This is a genomic window from Streptomyces sp. ADI95-16, assembly GCF_003721495.1.
In the GTDB taxonomy this organism is placed as follows: Bacteria; Actinomycetota; Actinomycetes; order Streptomycetales; family Streptomycetaceae; genus Streptomyces; species Streptomyces goshikiensis.
In genome coordinates, this window is record NZ_CP033581.1 from 7,475,375 (window position 1) to 7,491,572 (window position 16,198).

General features: G+C 74.8%; 16 protein-coding genes. 7 read left to right on the plus strand and 9 right to left on the minus strand.

Annotated features, from left to right (window positions below):
• The first annotated feature begins 16 nt into the window (after positions 1-16).
• Positions 17-1,279: a serine/threonine-protein kinase gene (locus tag EES41_RS33170; RefSeq protein WP_164496007.1), complete on the plus strand. Its 1,263-nt coding sequence runs from the start codon at positions 17-19 to the stop codon at positions 1,277-1,279.
• On the opposite strand, the gene EES41_RS33175 is transcribed toward EES41_RS33170, so the two are convergent.
• Positions 1,257-2,117 (minus strand): alpha/beta fold hydrolase, encoded by an 861-nt coding sequence (locus EES41_RS33175; RefSeq protein ID WP_123082854.1) that lies wholly within the window; start codon positions 2,115-2,117, stop codon positions 1,257-1,259. The genes EES41_RS33170 and EES41_RS33175 overlap by 23 nt on opposite strands.
• A gap of 95 nt (positions 2,118-2,212) precedes the next feature.
• Between EES41_RS33175 and EES41_RS33180 the strand changes: the two genes are divergently transcribed.
• The 3 genes from EES41_RS33180 (at position 2,213) to EES41_RS33190 (ending at position 4,815) form a co-directional block, all read left to right on the plus strand.
• Complete coding sequence (locus EES41_RS33180; protein WP_216827279.1) at positions 2,213-3,175, plus strand: helix-turn-helix transcriptional regulator; 963 nt, start codon at positions 2,213-2,215, stop codon at positions 3,173-3,175.
• A 144-nt stretch (positions 3,176-3,319) separates the two neighbouring features.
• Entirely contained in the window at positions 3,320-4,000 is a 681-nt protein-coding gene (locus EES41_RS33185) for a phosphatase PAP2 family protein (protein WP_123081601.1), read from the plus strand.
• A 26-nt stretch (positions 4,001-4,026) separates the two neighbouring features.
• Positions 4,027-4,815, plus strand: coding sequence for a class I SAM-dependent methyltransferase (locus tag EES41_RS33190; RefSeq protein WP_123081602.1), 789 nt, complete (start codon positions 4,027-4,029; stop codon positions 4,813-4,815).
• A gap of 86 nt (positions 4,816-4,901) precedes the next feature.
• Here the strand turns inward: EES41_RS33190 and EES41_RS33195 are convergent, their stop codons facing one another.
• Positions 4,902-5,117 carry a hypothetical protein gene (locus EES41_RS33195; RefSeq protein WP_073777114.1) on the minus strand — a complete coding sequence of 72 codons (216 nt, stop codon included), beginning with the start codon at positions 5,115-5,117 and terminating at the stop codon, positions 4,902-4,904.
• Between the two features lie 150 nt (positions 5,118-5,267).
• On the opposite strand from EES41_RS33195, the gene EES41_RS33200 reads away from it, so the two are divergent.
• Positions 5,268-5,561, plus strand: a complete 294-nt coding sequence (locus tag EES41_RS33200) for a hypothetical protein (RefSeq protein ID WP_123081603.1) — start codon at positions 5,268-5,270, stop codon at positions 5,559-5,561.
• A gap of 276 nt (positions 5,562-5,837) precedes the next feature.
• Here the strand turns inward: EES41_RS33200 and EES41_RS33210 are convergent, their stop codons facing one another.
• The gene (locus EES41_RS33210) at positions 5,838-6,635 is read right to left on the minus strand and encodes a 3-hydroxybutyrate dehydrogenase (protein ID WP_123081605.1); all 798 of its coding nucleotides are present in this window, start codon (positions 6,633-6,635) and stop codon (positions 5,838-5,840) included.
• Positions 6,636-6,829: 194 nt separating this feature from the next.
• Between EES41_RS33210 and EES41_RS33215 the strand changes: the two genes are divergently transcribed.
• The gene (locus EES41_RS33215; protein ID WP_123081606.1) at positions 6,830-7,327 is read left to right on the plus strand and encodes a hypothetical protein; all 498 of its coding nucleotides are present in this window, start codon (positions 6,830-6,832) and stop codon (positions 7,325-7,327) included.
• 10 nt (positions 7,328-7,337) lie between these two features.
• Here the strand turns inward: EES41_RS33215 and EES41_RS33220 are convergent, their stop codons facing one another.
• From EES41_RS33220 to EES41_RS33245, 6 genes are all read right to left on the minus strand, one after another.
• On the minus strand, positions 7,338-7,586 hold the full coding sequence (locus EES41_RS33220; protein WP_302186178.1) for a DUF6296 family protein: 249 nt from the start codon (positions 7,584-7,586) through the stop codon (positions 7,338-7,340).
• Between the two features lie 130 nt (positions 7,587-7,716).
• Positions 7,717-8,970, minus strand: coding sequence for a serine hydrolase (locus tag EES41_RS33225; RefSeq protein WP_123081607.1), 1,254 nt, complete (start codon positions 8,968-8,970; stop codon positions 7,717-7,719).
• Between the two features lie 126 nt (positions 8,971-9,096).
• Positions 9,097-9,957, minus strand: coding sequence for an NlpC/P60 family protein (locus EES41_RS33230; protein ID WP_123081608.1), 861 nt, complete (start codon positions 9,955-9,957; stop codon positions 9,097-9,099).
• A 160-nt stretch (positions 9,958-10,117) separates the two neighbouring features.
• Positions 10,118-14,122: a helix-turn-helix domain-containing protein gene (locus EES41_RS33235; RefSeq protein ID WP_302186179.1), complete on the minus strand. Its 4,005-nt coding sequence runs from the start codon at positions 14,120-14,122 to the stop codon at positions 10,118-10,120.
• A 164-nt stretch (positions 14,123-14,286) separates the two neighbouring features.
• Entirely contained in the window at positions 14,287-14,652 is a 366-nt protein-coding gene (locus EES41_RS33240) for a hypothetical protein (RefSeq protein ID WP_073777158.1), read from the minus strand.
• A gap of 187 nt (positions 14,653-14,839) precedes the next feature.
• Positions 14,840-15,712, minus strand: coding sequence for a RimK family alpha-L-glutamate ligase (locus EES41_RS33245; RefSeq protein WP_123081610.1), 873 nt, complete (start codon positions 15,710-15,712; stop codon positions 14,840-14,842).
• Positions 15,713-15,824: 112 nt separating this feature from the next.
• Between EES41_RS33245 and EES41_RS33250 the strand changes: the two genes are divergently transcribed.
• Positions 15,825-16,193 (plus strand): metalloregulator ArsR/SmtB family transcription factor, encoded by a 369-nt coding sequence (locus tag EES41_RS33250; protein WP_123081611.1) that lies wholly within the window; start codon positions 15,825-15,827, stop codon positions 16,191-16,193.
• Positions 16,194-16,198: the final 5 nt, after the last annotated feature.

A 16,198-nucleotide genomic window follows, 5' to 3' on the forward strand; every position in this document is an offset into this window, starting at 1 on the left:
CCGTTAGGGTTGCGCCGTGGCAGCAGAGAGCGGAGCATTGATCGGCGGGCGGTACCGGCTAATTGAGCTCCGGGGCCGGGGCGGCATGGGGCGGGTGTGGCGGGGCCTGGACGAGCGGCTGGGCCGTGAGGTCGCCGTCAAGGAGATCGTGTTCCCGGACGGCGTCGACGAGGAACGGCGCGAGGCCTTGCTCCACCGGTTCGTGCGCGAGGCCAGGGCGGCGGCGCGGCTCAACGACCCCGGGATCGTCACGGTGCACGATGTGGTCGAGCACGAGGGCGCGCCCGTCATCGTCATGGAGTACGTGACCGGCCCGTCCCTCGCGGCCCAAGTGGCGAGCGGCGGGCGGATGCCGGTGCGGCGCGTCGCCGAGCTGGGCGTCCTGATGGTGAAGGCGCTCCGGCGGGCGCACGCCGCGGGCATCGTCCACCGCGACCTCAAGCCGGACAACGTGTTGCTCATGGACGACCGGGCGATCATCACGGACTTCGGGATCGCCCACGTGGCGGACGCCACGATGACCCTCACCCGCACCGGAACCCTTCTCGGCACGCCCGCCTACATGGCGCCCGAGCAGTTGGAGGGCGAGCCTCCGACGCCCGCCACCGATCTCTGGTCGCTCGGCGCCACACTGTACTGCGCGGTGGAGGGGCGGCCGCCGTTCGTCGCCGAGACCTTCTCCGCTCTGTGCGTCGCCATCGTCATGCAGGACCCTCCGGTCCCCGGGCGGGCCGGCCCGCTGGCGCCCATGCTGGCCGCGCTCCTGACGAAGGACCCGGCCGGGCGGGCCACCGCGGAGCAGGCCCTGGCCGCCCTGGAGGCCGTCGCCGGGGGCGCCGCGCAGCGGGAGCCGCAACCGGAGCCGCAACCGCAGCCGGAGCAGCGGCGTCGGCTTCGGCTCCCGGGGTCGTTGCTGCGCGGCGCGGGCTGCTTCGTACTGGTCTGGCTGGGCACCCTGCTGCCGTGGAACCACATCCGCGAATGGCACGGCTTCCAGCGGGAGTTGCTGGTCGGCGCGACGGCCGCGGTGGTGGCCCTGGCGAACGCGGGCCTGCGGCCCCGGGGGCCGGCCGGACCGGGGTGGGCGCTGTTCGCCGGGCTGAACCTCGCGCTGTTCCTGGTCGCGGCCCTGATCTGGCCCGTCTGGGGGCTCCCCGCCGTCATCGCCAACGGGCTGCTCGTGGGCACCGTCTCCTGGTCGCTGTGGTGGTCGCTCTCCCGCGCCGTGGTGCCCGCCGGGGTCCGCCCCGACGGCGTCAGCGAGCGAGGAACCCGGTGACGGCGGCGGCGAAGGCCGCCGCGTCGTCCAGCCACGGATAGTGGCCCGCTCCCGGCAGTACGGTCAGCTCCGCGTCCGGGAAGACACCGGCGGCCCGCGCCGCCGCGGCCGCCGTCGGCCAGAGGTCATGCTCACCGGCCAGCAGCAGCACCGGCGCCGCGAGCCGGGCGAGCCGGGCCGCCAGAGCCTCGGTGTCGGGGGCGTACCCGGCGTAGAAGGCCTCGCTGACCGGCAGCGAACGCTGGGCCGGATCGGCGGCGGCGTGCGCCCGGGCGGCGGCGTCCCACCGCCCGTACATCAGCGGCTCGAAGGCGAGCCGGTGCGGGGCCGCCTCGCCGAAGGAGCGTGCCGCCTTCACGGCCCGGTAGGCGGGGAGGGCCCGCGCGTACCAGGGTTCGGCGGCCCGCGAACGCAGGACCTCCTCGGCGCCGGTGTCCGAGGGCAGCCCGATCGAGGCGAAGGACGGGGTGACCAGCACCAGCCGGCGCAGCCGCTCGGGATGGGCGGCGGCGTACAGCTGGGCCAGGGATCCGCCGGCCGAATGGCCCAGCAGGTCGAAGGTCTCCAGACCCAGGTGGCCGCGGAGCGCCTCGACATCGGCCACGAGCCGGTCGACCCGGCAGGTGGCGAGGTCCGCGGGCATCGCGGAGGCGCCGGAGCCCCGGGTGTCGGGGAGGATCAGGGTCCGGTGCGCGCCGAGGCCGCCGAGGTCCTCCAGGTAGGCGGCGGCGCGACCGGGGCCGCCGGGCAGGCAGACGAGCGGCGGGGCGCCGCCGTCGCCGGTCACCCGGTAGGCCAGCTCGGTTCCGTCGTACGAAGTGAGGAAGTGCAGGTCCATGCCGGGCAGCCTGCGGGCCGCCGGCACCCGCCGACTACTGTTCAGCCAGAGCTACATGGTCGGGCGCCGGACGGGCCCGCCGGACGGGGGTGGCGGTGTCCGTCGAGATCAGGCTGACGGCGGCGGAGGTGGCCCGCGTCAGATTCGCAGTGTCGCCGCTGGCCGAGACGGTGCTGGGCGTGCGTGCCGCGCTGACGACCACGGGCCATGCCGTGCACCACCGGTGGCTGGTCGAGGCCCGGGACGTACTCCGCGGCGACCCCGAACTGCCTTTGCTGAGAATCCTGTTGGGGCGCTGCCTGCCGTCGTTCCTGTTCCCGGTGCCGCGCGAACGGCTGCCCTCGCTGGACGAGGAGCTGGCCGACCTGTGCGCCACGGATCCCGCGTACTTCGCGGCCGAATGCGCCGCCGGGGCCGGCGCGCGGGCCGTGGGGCGGCTTCCGGCCGCCGAGGTCGCCCTGCCCCGGCTGGCCGGCGCCCTGCGGCGCTGTCACGACCGTCTGGTGGCCCCGCACTGGGGGCGGATGCGGGCCGTCCTCGACGCCGATGTGGGCCGGCGCGCCGTGGCCCTCGTCGAGGGCGGGGTCGAGGGGCTGTTCACGCAGCTGCACCGCGACATCGCCTGGCACGAAGGCGAGTTGGTCGTCGGCGGGCGGCGCCGGGCCGGCGCCGCGCCCTGCGCGGTCGAGGCCTCGGGGCACGGGCTGGTGCTGCTGCCCTCCGTGTTCGCCTGGCCGGACGTACTGGTAGACCAGTCGCCGGTGACAGCGGCCTCCATCCGCTATCCGGCCCTCGGGGTCGGTCTGCTCTGGGAGCCGGACCGCCCCAACCGCGAAGGCCTGGCCGCCGTCCTCGGGGCGACCCGGGCGGCGCTGCTGGCCGCGCTCGCCGAACCGCTGACCACCCCGGCGCTGGCGGCCCGCCTCGGGGTCACCCCCAGCGCGGTCTCCCAGCACCTGGGCGCCCTGCGCGGCGCGGGCCTGGTCTCCACGCGCCGGTCGGGGCGGACGGCCCTGCACCTGCGCACCGCCCGCGCGGTCGCCCTCCTGACCGGCTGAGCCCGCCGCGACCGCCCCGGGCCCCTCCGGGCCGGTGTCACCCGTACCGCTCGTGTCGGCCCGGGGAACCAGGGGAACGATCTTCCCTGCCCGTTCGTCTGGATTGCCCAGGACTGTCCGTGCGCATGAGGGGAGCACCGTCCCATGGCCCCACCCGCTCCGGCGGCCGCCCGGTCGCGGCGACGCCGTCGTATCGCGGTCGCCGGGGCCGCGCTGTGCGCGGGCCTGTTCGTGCTGCTGGCGTTCCTCGTCACCGCCCGGCACGGCGCCCCGTACCCGCTGGACAGCGCCGCGCACCGCTGGTCCGTACGGCACCGGCCCGCCGTCGCCGTCGCGTTCGCGCGGGCCGTCACCTCGACCGGCAGCGGCCCGTTCCCCTACGTGTGCGCCGCCGCGGCGGGGGTCATCGCCGGGCGCGGCACCCGCGAGCGGCTGTGGGGCGCGGCCGCCGCGCTGCTCTTCCTCGGCTTCGCCCAGGCGGCCCGCTTCGGTGTGCTCCACCTGATCGGCCGGCCCCGGCCCGCCCTCGCGGACTGGGCCACCGTGGCCCACGACCACTCCTTCCCCTCCGGCCACACCACCGCCTCCGCCCTCGCGGCCGGGCTGCTGGCCTGGGCGCTCCTGCGTCGCGCGGGTCCCGCCGCCGCCGCGATCCCCTGCGTGATCCTGGCGGGCTGGGCCGTCGCCGTCGGGCTGACCCGGATCTACCTGGGGGTGCACTGGCCCACCGATGTCCTCGCCGGATGGCTGTACGCGCTCACCTGGTTCGCCCTCGGCTACGCCGTCTTCCCGTACGTCCTTCGGACGTTCACGGACGCCGACTGACACCGCACCCGAAAGGACGTGGGCCGATGTGGGCTGCCGGGGAGGCGTACGAGCCGTACGTCGGACGCTGGAGCCGGCTGGTCGCCGCCGAGTTCGTCCGCCGGCTGGCCGTCGCGCCCGGCGGCAGCTGGCGCGACATCGGCTGCGGTACGGGCGCGGTCGCGCGGGCCGTGCTGGACGCGGCCGCCCCGCGCCGGGTGATCGGCGTCGATCCCGCGGAGAGCTACGTACGCCACGCCCGCCTGCACCTCGCCGGTCCCCGGGCCGACTTCGTCGTGGGCGACGCGCTGGCCCTGCCGTTCCCCGACGGCCGGGCGACGGCGGCCGTCAGCGGGCTCGTACTCACCTTCGTGCCGGACCCGGCGCGGGCGGCCGCCGAGATGGTGCGCGTCGTCGGGCCCGGCGGGACGGTGGCCGTCTACCTCTGGGACTACGGCGAAGGCGGAATGCGGGCCATCCGTACGTTCTGGGACGCCGCCCGCGCGCTCGACCGGCGGGCCGAGGCCCTGGACGAGGCGGTCAGGTTCCCGCTGGCCGGCCGGACGCCGCTGCGCGAGCTGCTCACCGGCGCCGGGCTGGCGGGGGTGGAGGCCGGCGAGATCACCGTACCGACCCGGTTCAGGGACTTCGACGACTACTGGGGGCCGTTCCTGGGCGGCCAGGGCCCCGCGCCCGCCTATGTGGCCTCGCTGCCCGAGGACCACCGCGCGGAGCTGCGGGAACGGCTGCGCGCCACCCTGCCCCGGGCCTCCGACGGATCGATCCGCCTGACCGCGCGGGCCTGGACGGCGTGGGGTGCGCGGCCGGCGGGCTGAACCCGGTCACTCGTCGGCCACGAGGGCCCGGCGCGAGGGCCCGGCGCGAGGGCCCGGTGGGGACGTCCCACCGGGCCCTCCCGGGGTCATTCGGACGGCGTGCCGAAGGCGTGCACCGCCCTGCTGAAGGCGGTCATGCAAGGCGCGCAGTAGCGCTCGGCGGCGGGGTCAGCCGCCGGTGGAGGGGTTTGGTCGGGGTTGAGGAGGGATCCACACAGGGTGCTGAAGGTCGTGTCCTTCGCTATGACGTGCCACAGGAGCTGGCATCGGTCGGCTATGGACTCGGCGCGCATCTCGTACATGGGCGTACCTTTCCGCGCTAGCGCGGGCAGAGGAACGGAACGGGCCTGTTGTCCATGAGAGCCCCCCGTGACGAATGCGGCCAATGTGGGTAGACCAACAGAAGGAAAACCAGTTGGAGCAGGTTTAGCCGAGCAGGGAGGAGACCGTCGATGGCATGGGCTTCGTGGACGACGACAGGGGTCTTTCCGGGGGCCGGAGGGGTCCGGACCGAGGAGGTCGGGATCATTTCGGGAGACCTGACCGTGCACACCACCTGGACGGGCGCCGAAGCCCAGGTGGCGGTGCAGTACAGCAGCTCGTCGGACTGGTTCACCCTGTCCGGCAGCCCCGTGGAGTGCGTGTCGGAACCGGAGAGCCGGGACCTGCACCAGGCCGTGGTGGAGGCGGTCCGTGGTGGAGGCGGCAGCGGCGTTCCACCCCATTGGGCCACTTTCGCGGCCTGACGGACACAGCCTGATAACGCCTCGCGACCTCCCGGAGCGGAGGATCGTTCAGCCTTGTATGAAAGCCATGAATCCCGGGGCCACGATGCCGGCCACCCTCCCCGCCCGTCCGCGGCCACCCGTAGCCACGGCGGCGGCGGGTGGCCGGCCGGACACGGTCACCGCCACGGGCACGCCGATCTACGACGCGCTCATCGCCCAGTGGTCCCGGGAGGGCCGTGAGGTCCCCCTGGGCATAGAACCGACCGGCCGCACCCCCGTGCCCTCCCCCTCGCGTCAGTTCGCGGCCCAGCCGCCGTCCAGCGGCAGGGAGATCCCGGTGATGTAGCCGGTGTGGGGCCCGCACAGCCAGAGCGCGGCCGCCGCCACCTCCTCGGGCTCGATCAGCCGTTTGATCGCGGACCGGGTCAGCAGCACGTCCGCCACCACGTCCGCGGCGCCGATGCCGTGCGCGGCGGCCTGGTCCGCGATCTGGCCCTCGACCAGGGGGGTGCGCACATAGCCGGGGCTGACGCAGTTGCTGGTCACCCCGTACGGGGCCCCCTCCAGGGCGGTGACCTTGCTCAGCCCCTCCAGCCCGTGCTTGGCCGCGACGTAGGCGGATTTGTAGGCGCTGGCCCGCAGCCCGTGCACGCTGGAGATGTTGACCACCCGGCCCCACCCCGAGGCGTACATGTGCGGCAGCACCCGGCGCAGCAGCAGGAACGGCGCGGTGACCATCACCCGCTGGATCAGGGCGAAGCGCTCGACGGGGAACTGCGTGATCGGCGCCACGTGCTGCAGCCCCGCGCTGTTGACCAGGACGTCCACACCGGCGGGCAGCCCCTCGATGGCCGCCGGGTCGGCGAGGTCGGCCACGTGCGCCCGCCCCCGGACGAGACGGGCCACGGACTCCGCCGACCGCGCGTCGACGTCCACGACGTGCACGGCGGCGCCCGCCGCCGCCAGGGCCACCGCGCAGGCCCGGCCGATTCCGCTGCCGCCACCGGTCACCAAAGCGACGCGCCCCCGCAGGTCCACCCCCGCGGGGCCGGGCGCGGGCAGGGGAAGCGCGGGAGGAAGTTTGCTCGTCATGGTTCGCAACAGTAAGGACGGCCCGCCCGCGCGCCCATGGCGTGGCGCACCACACTCCCGGCCGGGGCAGTGTCGGCGGCCGCCATACGGGGCGGGAGTCCGCCGTCCCCCGTGAGCCGGGTCCGCTCAGGCATGGTGCGCGGGCCCCGTCGTCTTCTACGGTGCCTCCAGCACTCACCACCTGGAGGCACCGGATGACCCCTGACATAGACACCGCCGAGCTCGTCGCCGCCGTCAACACCGTCGAGCGGGCCCGCCACCTGTTGGGGGAAGCCCGCGACGTGCTCGGCGGGGCGGGGGTGTCGCGGGACCAGGAGTGGACGGCCGCGGGAAGCCCGGTGCAGACGCTCCAGGGCGCCGATGACATGCACCGGGGGGCCGGTCAGTTCCTGGACGACCTCGCCCTGGCCCTGGGCTACGCCGCCGCGGGCCTGGCCGAGCAGGCCCTCCGTCAGCGCGAGCGCGCCGGCCAGGGGTTCCTCGGGCTGAGCGGTGCGGACCGGATGGCCCGGCCGCTGCCCGCCCCGACGGTCGAGGCCCTCGAACTCCTGCGCGGCCTGGACCTGCTCACCCCGGAGTTCCGCGAACGGATCACGGGGGCGCTGGAGGCAGAGGCCGCCACCTACCCGGACCCGGCGCCGCAGCGGCCCCTGCGGCTGGGAACCTCCGGGCTCACCCCGACGGCCGGCTGACCGGCCCCGCTCAGGGGGTGCCGGGGCGGCGGGCCCGGGTCGGCTGGGTGAGGGACTGCTGCCCGCCCGAGGGCAGCATCCGCACCTCGCCCTGGTCGCTGATCTCCGCCCGTACGATCCCGGTGGAGTCGGCGTAGACCGGATGGCCGCCCGGCCCCTTCTGCGCGGTGCGCGAGACGACCACGAGGTCCTCGCCCTCCCCCTCGGGCTCGCCGCCGTCGAACACCAGCTCGTAGCGGTCCTCGTGGTCCTCGCTCACCGATGTGCCTCCCGGTCCCCGCCGCCGGCCCGCGCCGACGGACTGTCACCAACCTGCACCATCGGATGCCGGGGCCGGACACACCACGCGGTACTCAGGTCCGACCAGGGGATTCAGGAGGACCCGTGCGTCAGCGCCGCTCGGGCAGGTCCGCGTCGGCGGGAGTCGCCGCGAAGCTCCGTGCGGCGGCCTTGGCCGGAGACACGGGGGCCGGCCGCTTGCCGCAGAACGCGGCGTCCAGCGTGCCGCCGAGGGCGGTGTTGGCGTCACCGCGGTTGGAGGTGTTCGCCATGGCGGCGATGCTGCGGCGGCCGTCGCGGGTGGCGAACGCGTAGGTGTAGAAGCCCTGCACCGTGCCGGTGTGCCCGTACACCGACGTACCGCACGAGAGGTCGTAGCGGCGCAGACCCAGCCCGTAGAAGCGGGTGTTCGTGGCGTCCGTGGGGGTCACGGTGGTCATGGCGTCCAGCATGCCTGCGGACAGCAGCTTGCCCCCGAGCAGGCCGGACATGAAGGTGTTCAGGTCCGCCGTGGTCGAGATCATCGCGCCCGCGGACTGCGCCCAGGACACCGTCTGCTCGGTGGAGTCGACCAGCGGGGCACCCGCCTCGTCCGGGTGCAGGTAGCCGTGCGCGTGCGCCCCCTTGATGGCGGTGGACGGGTGCACGTACGAGGTGTTCTTCAGCTTCAGCGGCTTGATGATGCGGCGCTCGTACTCCTTGGCCACCGACCGGCCGGTGGCCTTCTCGATGAGCATGCCGACGACCACGAAATTGGTGTTCGAGTAGGAGTAGGACACGCCCGGCTGGGCCGTCCTCGGCTCGCGCAGCGACAGCGCGACCAGCTCCTGGTACGTGAACACCTTGTTCCGCACGGCCTCGAAGCCGGGCACGGTGTGCTCGAACATGGCGTTCGTGTAATCGGCCAGCCCGCTGCGGTGGGTCAGCAGGTGACGCACCGTGATCCGGTCGTCGGGCAGCAGACCGGGCAGGTAGGTGTTGACCGGGTCGTCCAGCTTCAGCTTGCCCTCGTCCACCAGCTGGAGCAGGACGACGGCCGAGAAGGTCTTCGTGACGCTGCCGATCCGGAAGCGCGAGTTCGGGTCCATCGCCGCGCCCGTGGTCTTGTCCTGGACCCCCTCCGCCTGGGTCAGGGGCGCACCCGAGCCGGTCACGCGGACCATGGCGCCCGGCGCCCCGACCGCCAGGGTGTTCTTCAACGCCCGCGTCAGCGCCTCCCGGTCGGGCGCGGGCGCGGCGGTCCGCACGGTCTCGGCGGAGAACGGGGAGGGCGCGGCGTAGGCGGTGGTGGCCGGAACCACACCCCCCACCACGGCGAGCAGGGCGGCACTGAGAGCCAGGCGTCGGTCCAAAGGCAGGCGCATGGGCGCTCCTCAACTGTGGGCTAATGGGCCGGGGATGCGACGCCGCGGTCCGGCCACCCCCGGGACGATCATGACCGCGGACCTGTGATCGTAGTTGCCCCTGGCGGCCGGCCGGCCCACGGGGACTCAGAAGGTGCAGGTGGGAACGGCTTCCAGCCACGCGGCGCCCTTGATGTAAATGTTCGTCATCCACGCCTGGTAGTCGGGCAGGTACGACCAGGCGTCATTGGTGTAGCCGTCGGAGGTCACCGTCTCCGCGTGCTTCTGGCAGGCGACCCGGATCGTCGTGGGACCGGGGAAGGCGTACACCCGCGCGGCCGAGACGGACGGCGCGGCCTTCGTCCAGACGCCGGTGCCCCAGGTCTGGAAGACGTGCCCGGTGACCGGGCCGGTGTTCACGCGGAGCGCCCCGTGGTAGTCGCCGTCCAGCCGGACGTCACTGACCATCAGCTTGGTCCCGGACTGCTTCGCCTCGACCATCTTTCCCGCGCCGAGGTAGATCGCGATGTGGTGCAGGTGCGAGGAGGTGCCCCAGGCCAGCAGGTCGCCCGGCAGCAGCGGGGCGAGGCCCTGGCCGGCGGTGAGGCGTTCGGCGGCGCGGTGCGTGTAGTACTGGGTGTCGGCGGGCCCGTTCAGGATGTCCGAACCCGCTGCGCGGGCGTAGGCGTAGCGGACCAGACCCGAGCAGTCGAAACCGCGCCGTTCGGGATCGTGCTCGCTGGCCGGATCGGTGGGGTCCACCTGCCCGTACGAGGCACCGGGCTGCGGGCCGTGACCGCCGCCCCAGGAGTACCAGACGCCCGCCGCCACTTGTTCGCACGCGGCGGCCACGGCGCTCTCCGCGGCCGCGGAGGCACCCGGGGCGAGCACCCGGCAATCGGCCGCGGCGGCCGAACGCGCCGTGTGAGCGGTGGCGTTGGCGGACGCCCCGAGGAGGAGAACGAACAAGGCGACGAGTGCGCCGATGAGACCGGACCTGCGTGGCATCGCGGGACCCCCGATTCTGTCTTCCCGTGGTGGTGGAACCTCGCCACGCAGCCTGCTGGCACGGGGCCGACCCCGTCGAGGACCTCGCGTCACCCCATGCGGAGAGGCAACGGGCAACCCCGGGGAAACCCCCGCCGATCAGGCCTTCTCGGGGGCCCGCTCACGACCGGGCGCAGCCCCGCGTCCGCGCGGGCACGGGCAGGCCGGGCGCGAGCGCCGCCCGCTCCGCCGGGCCGATCGCCTCCCGCAGCCGGCAGATGTCGGCCAGCCGCGCCCCCGGGTCCGGGTTCCACAGCCGTACGGTCCCGTCGTTGCTGCTGCTCGCCACCGTCCGGCCGTCGGGGGAGAAGGCCACCCCCCACACCGCGTTCGTATGGCCCGCCAGCGCCGCCCGGAGCCGGCGCCCCGCCACGTCCCAGAGCCGTACCGTACGGTCGTTGCCGCTGCTGGCGAGCGTGCGCCCGTCGGGCGAGAAGGCGATGCCCCGGGCCGCGCCGGTGTGCCCGGCCAGCACCGCCACGACCCGTTGCCGCCGCACGTCCCACAGGCGTACGGGACCGTCGTTGCCGCTGCTCGCCAGCGTCCGGCCGTCCGGGCTGAAGGCGACCGCCCGGACCGCGCCCGCGTGGCCGGTGAGCGTGGCCAGCGGGCGCCGCCCGGCCACGTCCCACAGACGTACCGTCAGATCGTCGCCCGCGCTCGCCAGGGTCCGGCCGTCGGGGCTGAACGCCACGTCGTTCGCGAAGTCGGTGTGGCCGGTGAGGATGGCGAGCGGGGCGCGCGCGGCGACGTCCCACAGCCGGACCGTGCCGTCCGAGCCCGCCGAGGCCAGGGTGCGCCCGTCGGGGGCGAAGGCGACCGCGAACACGGTCCCGCCGTGGCCGACGAGGGCGGCGAGCGGGGCGCGCGCGGTGACGTCCCACAGCCGGACCGTGCCGTCCGAGCCCGCCGAGGCCAGGGTGCGCCCGTCGGGGGCGAAGGCGACCGAGAACACCGTCTCGGTGTGCCCCGTCAAGGTGGCCAGAACTCGACGGTGTACGACGTCCCACAACAGCACCGTGTGATCGGCGTCCGCGGTCGCCATCAGCTTCCCGTCCGGGCTGTACGCGGCGTGCCAGATCTCCGTGAACGGGCGCGAGATGAGCGCCGGACCGCGCAGGTCCCAGAGCACCACGGACTGGTCGAAGGCGGCCGTGGCCAGCGTGGTGCCGCCGGGGTCCACGGCCACCGCGAGCACGTAGTCGGTGTGCCCGGCGAACGTCGCCGTCAGCCGCGCCCCGCGCACGTCCCACAGCCGGGTGGTGCCGTCGCCGCCGCCGCTGACGACCGTCGTGCCGTCCGGCGTGTACGCGACGGCGTTGACGTCGTCGCTGTGGCCGGTCAGCGTCGCGGTGGCCCGCCCCCCGGCCACGTCCCACAGCCGTACGGTGCGGTCCACGCCGCCGGTGGCGACCGTCTTGCCGTCGGGGGCGAACGCCGCGCCCAGCACCTCGCCGGTGTGCCCTTCGAGGACGACGAGCTGGCGGGCGCCGGCCGGATCCCACAGCCGTACGGTCTGGTCGGCGCCGGCCGACACCAGCGTCCCGCCGTCCGGCGAGTACGCCAGCGCGTTGACCCGGCCGGTGTGCCCGGTGAGGGAGGCGAGGGCCGCGTGGTCGCCGCCGGCGCTCCACAGCTGGACCGGGCCGTCCACGCCCGCGACGGCGAGCGTGGAGCCGTCGGGCGCGAAGGCCAGGGCCCGGGCACCCGAGGTACGCGCGGGGAGGACCGCGGGGCTCCGCCGGCCGGCGATGTCCCAGAGGTGGACCGGACCGTCCGTCGAGGCCGCCGCGAGGGTCCGGCCGTCGGGGCTGAAGGCGACCGCCCGGACCCGTCCGGTGACGGTGAAGGTCGCGACCGTCCGCCGGTCCGCCACCCGGCGCAGCAGTACCCGCCCGTCCGAACCGCCCGTCGCCAGCAGCCCGTTCCCCGGTCCGCCGTTCCCCGGTCCGCCGTTCCCCGGTCCGCCGTTCCCCGGTCCGCCGGTCCCCGGCCCGAAGGCCACCGCGTTGACCGGCCCGCTGTGCCCGCCCAGCCGGGCCAGGAAGGGCTGCGCCTGGGTACTGAGGAGAGCGCCGCGGGCCTGGGGGGTGTCCTTCGTACGGTAGGCCTCCTCGGCGAGCAGCATCGAGGCCTCGGGCTGACCGGCGGCCAGCGAGGTCGACTGGACGGCCAGCGCCTGCGAACGCGCGACGCGTTCCTGACCGAGGGCGCCCTCCCGCTGCTGGTAGGCGAGAGCGCCGGCGGTCAGGGCCAGCACCAGCAGCGCGACGAGCGCGGCCAGCATCCGCTGCCGTACCCGGACCTGGCGCCCGGCCTGCGCCTGCCGCAGCTCCTGCGCGGCCCGGCTGGCCCGGAGGAAGGCGGCCTCCGGGGGGCCGAGCCGGCTCAGGCCGTCCAGTTCCTCGGCCCAGGAGCGGGCGGTCTCCAGCCGGGTGCCGCGGTAGAGGACCGACGGGTCGCGGCCCTCGCGCTCCCACTCGTCGGCGGCGTGCGTCAGCTGCTGGTGGATCAGCAGCCCCGCCCGGTCGGCGTGGATCCAGCCGTGCAGCCGGGGCCAGGCGTGCAACAGGGCCTCGTGGGTGATCTCGACGGTGTCGCGGTCCACGGTGACCAGCCGGGCCCCGACGAACGCGTCGAGGGCCGCCCCGGCGCGGTCGGTGTCGGCCAGCTGCTCCATCAGGGCGGCCCGGCTCAGCCGGCGCCTGGTGGCCCCCGTGCCGTCGGCGACGTGGACCAGCCGGACCAGGACCCGCCGGATCGTCCGCTGCTCGGCCGGGTACAGGCCGGCGAACACGCTTTCCGCCGTGTGCGCGATCGCCCCCCGGATGCCGCCGGAGTGCTCGTAGCCCGCGACGGTCAGCGTGGCGCCCTCGCGCCGCTGCCAGGTGGCCATCAGCGCGTGCGACACCAGGGGCAGCGCGCCGGAGGGCGCGCCGGGGCCGGAGGCGGGGTCGCCGCGGAGCGACTCGGCCGGCTCCTCGCGCAAGCCCGCGTCGCGCAGCAGCAGCGGGACCAGTCCCGGTTCGAGGGCGAGCCCGGCGAGCTCGGCCGGGAGCGTGATCGACTCCCGCAGCTCCGCGACCGACATCGGCGGCAGCACGAACAGCCCGTCCGTGAACACCTTGGCCAGCTCCGGTAAGTCCAGGCAGTTCCCCGAGAAGTCGGCCCGTACGCCGAGCACCACGACGGCCGGGTCGTGCCGGGTCCGGCCCGGCCGGTCCGCGGCCAGCGCGCAGAGCACCCGTACGAAGGCGCGGCGCTCCTCCTCGTCGGGGCACAGCGTGAACAGCTCCTCGAACTGGTCGACGAGCAGCACGGGCCGGACGCCCGGCGCGGCGCCCGCGTCCGACAGCCGCCGCACGGCGTCGAGGAGGACCTCCGGACGCTCCCGCAACTGGTGCGCGGTGATGCCCAGGTCGCCGTCCAGCACCTTCGCCGCGCTGTTCAGCAGTTCCTGGAAGGGGTGCGCGGTGGGCGTGAACCGTATGACGGGCCACCAGTCGGCGCCCGGCATGGGGAAGCCGCCGCCGCGCCGCAGCGCCGGTACGAGGCCCGCGCTGAGCAGCGAGGACTTGCCGGCACCGGACCCCGCGACGAGCATCAGCGGTCCGCTGCCGATCCGTTCGAAGACGCGCTCGACCAGGGCGGCCGTGGCGCGCTCCCGGCCGAAGAACCAGCCCGCGTCCTGTGGGGTGAACGCCGCCAGTCCCCGGTAGGGGCAGTCCCCGGCCGACTGCGGCGCGGACGGCGGCGGGGCCGGGGCGGCGGACCCGGCAGCGGGCCCGGTGGCGGGCCCCGCGGCGGACCGGGGGCCGGGTACCTCCGTGTCCCGGACCAGCCGCAGGAGTTCGCCGCCCGCGTCCAGCACCTCGTCACAGCGGCGGGCCACATCGACGGTGGGGGGCTTCGCGCCCGTCTCGATCTTGCTGAGGTAGCCCTTGCTGTAGTGCGTGCGCCGCGCCAGATCGGCCAGCGAGAGCCCGCGCCGCGCCCGCAGCCGCCTCAGCCGCGCGGGGAAGGGCAGGGCGGAGCCGTCGGCTGGTTCCGCTGATTCCGCCGGTTCGGCTGATTCCGCTGATTCTTCGTGATGACCGGTGTTCCGTCCGAGGTCCGGATCGCCCACGGCATCCCCCATGGCAAAGCGCGCCCAGGTCGTGAGATGGCAGGCGCCCAGGCTACAGCGGGGGACTGACGGCCGACCACGGACCGGATCCGGTGTGGCGGGAAACGGGAACGCCCCGGAGCCGCGCGCGGGCGGCTCCGGGGACTGTCCGAAGGGGGGGACGGCTACGGCCGGTTGAGGGTGATCGAGTTGATCGGCGTCAGGTCGGCGTAGACACCGGTGCCCTGGGCGATCGGGTTGCCGCAGCCGCGGCCGCCCGAGCCGGTGCACAGGCTGGCGCTGGCGCCGCCGTACTGGTTGTTGAGGACCCAGTGGCGCCCGAACTGGTTCGACAGGTTGTGCGCCCCGTAGGAGTAGTAGATGTTGCTCGGCTTGACGGCCGGGTTCTGGTCCTGCGGGTAGATACAGACCGCCCCGTCCGGGCAGCCGGCCCACACGTCGGCCGGCTGGGCGCCTGCCGTGCCGCTCAGTGCGAAGACGGCGGCGGTCGCTGTCACGAACGCGGCGGCGCCGCGGATCATCGTGCGCATCATGTCCCCCTTGTGGGTTTTGCAGCGGGTTGACGGCTTCAGCCTGCCCCCGCCCGATCCGGGGATCGACGGGTTTCCCGTTGCCCGTCGGCCCCCGGGCCGGGAAACCCCGTGTGACCAGGCGAGCCCCCCGGCCAAGGTCAACGGCGGGGGAGCGGCTCCGTACCTCCCGGGGCGGACGCGGCCCTCAGAGGCGGGCCACGGCCTCCACGAAGCGGTCCACCCCGCCCTCGGTCGCCGTCAGGAACAGGTTCGGCTCGATCAGTTCCAGCTCCATCACCACCGGTGACCCGGCCGTGTCCAGGGCGAGGTCCACCCGCGCGTACAGCAGGGGACCGGCCGCCAGGGCGGTGGCCAGGGCCGTCAGGGCGGCCCGGGCCACCGCCAGTTCGGCCGCGTCGGGGACGTGTCCCACCAGGTCCGGGTGCGGTACGCGCGCGTTGTCCACGCGCCCCGTGTCCGTCAGCACCGGTCCCTTGCGCATGGCGTGGCTGAACTCCCCGCCCAGGAACACGAGCGCCCGTTCGCCGTCCACGATCCGCTCCAGGTACGGCTGGACCATCGCCGTCGCCCCGCCCTCGTGCAGCATCCGTACGTGTGCCTCGGCCGCCCCGCGCTGGGCGGGCGTGTACCGGGCGCTGTCGCGCGCGCCCGCCGACACCGACGGCTTGACGACGATCTCCCCGCCCTCCGTCAGCTCCACCGGCTCGCCCGGTGCGACGAACCGGGTCGGAACCGTCGGGACGCCCGCCGCCGCGAGCTCCGTCAGGTACGTCTTGTCGCCGTTCCAGCGCACGACCTCCGCCGGGTTGTGCAGCGCGGTCACGCCGCCGACGCGGGCGGCCCACGCGAGGAACTCCGCCAGCCGCCCCGGGTAGTCCCAGGTCGAGCGGATGACCACCGCGTCCTGCGCCGCCCAGTCGAACGCCGGGTCGTCCCAGTCGGCCGCCGCCGCGTCCACGCCCCGCTCGCGCAGCGCCGCGATCAGCACCGGGAGCTCCGCGTCCCTCGCCCGCCCGAACGCGTCCGTCGCCAGTGCCACCCGTCGCGCAGCCGCCATCTCCGCCCACCTCCCCAGACACACCCATCACTGCTTGCCTCATACAACGGTCAACCCGCGTCCATGGCAAGCGGCGTTGTTAGCCATTTAGCTAATGTGCTAAACATTGCGCATGTCCGAACAGCATCCACAGGACGGCGAGGCCGGGGTCTTCCGCGCGCTCGCCGACCCGACGCGCCGCCAGATCCTTGAGGACCTCCGGTCCGGCGAGCTGGCGGCGGGCGAGATCGCGGCCCGGTTCTCGATCAGCGCCCCGTCCATCTCCCGCCACCTCGGCGTGCTGAAGGGCGCCGGTCTCGTCGCCGAGCGGCGCGAGGGCAACCGGATCCTCTACTCGCTGGTCGAGGACCGGCTCGCGACGAGCGTGGGCCGGTTCCTGAGCGCGGTCTGCCCCGAGCAGATCGTGCTCAGGCACACCGCATGGCGGCCCGGCGCCGAGCCGGCGGGCACACCCCGGGCGGACGAGGGGCGCGGAGCGTGACCGTC

What these genes read in the sequence shown, in the direction of transcription:
- EES41_RS33175 (WP_123082854.1), bottom strand. Translation starts at nt 2,117, where the DNA reads ATGGACCTGCACTTCCTCACTTCGTACGACGGAACCGAGCTGGCCTAC.
- EES41_RS33185 (WP_123081601.1), top strand. Translation starts at nt 3,320, where the DNA reads ATGGCCCCACCCGCTCCGGCGGCCGCCCGGTCGCGGCGACGCCGTCGT.
- EES41_RS33190 (WP_123081602.1), top strand. Translation starts at nt 4,027, where the DNA reads ATGTGGGCTGCCGGGGAGGCGTACGAGCCGTACGTCGGACGCTGGAGC.
- EES41_RS33195 (WP_073777114.1), bottom strand. Translation starts at nt 5,117, where the DNA reads ATGTACGAGATGCGCGCCGAGTCCATAGCCGACCGATGCCAGCTCCTG.
- EES41_RS33200 (WP_123081603.1), top strand. Translation starts at nt 5,268, where the DNA reads ATGGCATGGGCTTCGTGGACGACGACAGGGGTCTTTCCGGGGGCCGGA.
- EES41_RS33210 (WP_123081605.1), bottom strand. Translation starts at nt 6,635, where the DNA reads ATGACGAGCAAACTTCCTCCCGCGCTTCCCCTGCCCGCGCCCGGCCCC.
- EES41_RS33215 (WP_123081606.1), top strand. Translation starts at nt 6,830, where the DNA reads ATGACCCCTGACATAGACACCGCCGAGCTCGTCGCCGCCGTCAACACC.
- EES41_RS33225 (WP_123081607.1), bottom strand. Translation starts at nt 8,970, where the DNA reads ATGCGCCTGCCTTTGGACCGACGCCTGGCTCTCAGTGCCGCCCTGCTC.
- EES41_RS33230 (WP_123081608.1), bottom strand. Translation starts at nt 9,957, where the DNA reads ATGCCACGCAGGTCCGGTCTCATCGGCGCACTCGTCGCCTTGTTCGTT.
- EES41_RS33240 (WP_073777158.1), bottom strand. Translation starts at nt 14,652, where the DNA reads ATGCGCACGATGATCCGCGGCGCCGCCGCGTTCGTGACAGCGACCGCC.
- EES41_RS33245 (WP_123081610.1), bottom strand. Translation starts at nt 15,712, where the DNA reads ATGGCGGCTGCGCGACGGGTGGCACTGGCGACGGACGCGTTCGGGCGG.
- EES41_RS33250 (WP_123081611.1), top strand. Translation starts at nt 15,825, where the DNA reads ATGTCCGAACAGCATCCACAGGACGGCGAGGCCGGGGTCTTCCGCGCG.